At 28.5% G+C, this 1,521-nt stretch carries 1 protein-coding gene; it reads right to left on the reverse strand.

The genetic code is table 11. The features are described from left to right. Positions 1–206: 206 nt before the first annotated feature. The gene (locus GOY08_RS15490; RefSeq protein ID WP_158999837.1) at positions 207–1,283 is read right to left on the reverse strand and encodes a hypothetical protein; all 1,077 of its coding nucleotides are present in this window, start codon (positions 1,281–1,283) and stop codon (positions 207–209) included. Between the last annotated feature and the right edge of the window lie 238 nt (positions 1,284–1,521).

Genomic DNA, 1,521 nt, shown 5'->3' on the forward strand with positions numbered 1-1,521 from the left:
CCTAAATGTACATTTACCTTATTATTTTAATTTTTTAAAGCAAACAAATTTTATTTTTTAGATAATTTTCTTGCAAATTAAAGTTTTTTAGATATTTAGTAAAGCTAACTTTAGCAATTTTAGCAATAAAATTAAAGCTTAAAATAACTGATGAGTTCTATTTTAGAATATGCTTTACTGAAATTAAAAAATTAATATTGTAATAACTACCTTTTTTGTTTGACAGGATTGTTAAGCAATTCATCTGTCAAAGGTACTGCCAGATAATGTTTAAAATTTTCTTTATGTTGATCATATATAGTGCAATATTTTTTTATTTGTTCCTCCCGATCTTTTATTTGTTTTTGATACATATTAATATTACGAGGATTCATAGTGCGTGAAGAACGAATAGCAACGTGACAAAAGTATCTTTCTTTAAATTTATCAAAATTTTTATATTTTTCTAAGTAAACATTTTCGTAGTCATTGACATAAAAATATTTAAACAAGTCCACCATTGAGTGAACTCTATCCACTTCAAAAGTTGTAGGATATTCTTTATCCCCCAATTTTCTAGTTTCTACAATTTTTTGAAGTTCTTTAGAATTGTTATAGTCGTGCATTGTCAGTGGGTTAAATGGCCTTGTGGCTAAGTAAATTCGGGTTCCCAAGTCAGCGTCATTTTTTCTTTCCCCAACCATGTCCCTGTTTGCAACAAAAGTTACTATAACTTGATTAGATTTCATACCAGCTTCAAATTCCTCCATAGTAATATTTTTATTTCCTTTTCTCCTTGCATTTGCCAATACAAAATCTAACACACCCGGAGAATTAAAGGCACAAGTTGGAAGTTTTGAAATTGGTGCTAACGATTTTCCTAATATCCCCCCTAATGAATGTCCGCAAACATATTTTAATGGTTTTTTGATTTCAAAAAAGTGCTTTTTTGCTTTTGCATGAAACTCTATTAAGTCATTAAGTTGCTGAGATTCATTATTTAAAAGCCAGTCAGAATCTGCAGCAAAATCATTAGTCTCTTTTTCTGTCCCACGGATAGCTAAAACACCATAATTTAAGCGTTTATGAATGTAAACTCGAGCATACAAACCTGTTTTAGGACAAGATTCCGTAGGATAAGTATTGTATGGCTTAGTAGCAATATCGAATTCTGGTTTGCCTCTGTGATCATTAGATGGTCCTGCCTCCCAATTATCATTAAAATATTTTTTTCTTATATCATTTTCTTTTGGGTCACAGTAAACATCCAATGCTAATTGGGCAAGTTCTAAAATTGACAGCATTTTTAAATGACCTTCTAAATAAGGTAACTAATAGATAATAGGAATAGAAAATATTTTTTCCTATGGGTATTATATTGCACAACAAATTTAGTTTTACAAACATCTTTAGTGCCTAATTAATTTGCTAAATATAGCTTTACTAAATATCTAAAAAACTTTAATTTGCAAGAAAATTATCTAAAAAATAAAATTTGTTTGCTTTAAAAAATTAAAATAATAAGGTAAATGTACATTTAGG

Source organism: Pigmentibacter ruber (assembly GCF_009792895.1).
In the GTDB taxonomy this organism is placed as follows: Bacteria; Bdellovibrionota_B; Oligoflexia; order Silvanigrellales; family Silvanigrellaceae; genus Silvanigrella; species Silvanigrella rubra.

Coding starts and splice junctions, on each gene's coding strand:
- GOY08_RS15490 (WP_158999837.1), bottom strand. CDS start 1,283: ATGCTGTCAATTTTAGAACTTGCCCAATTAGCATTGGATGTTTACTGT.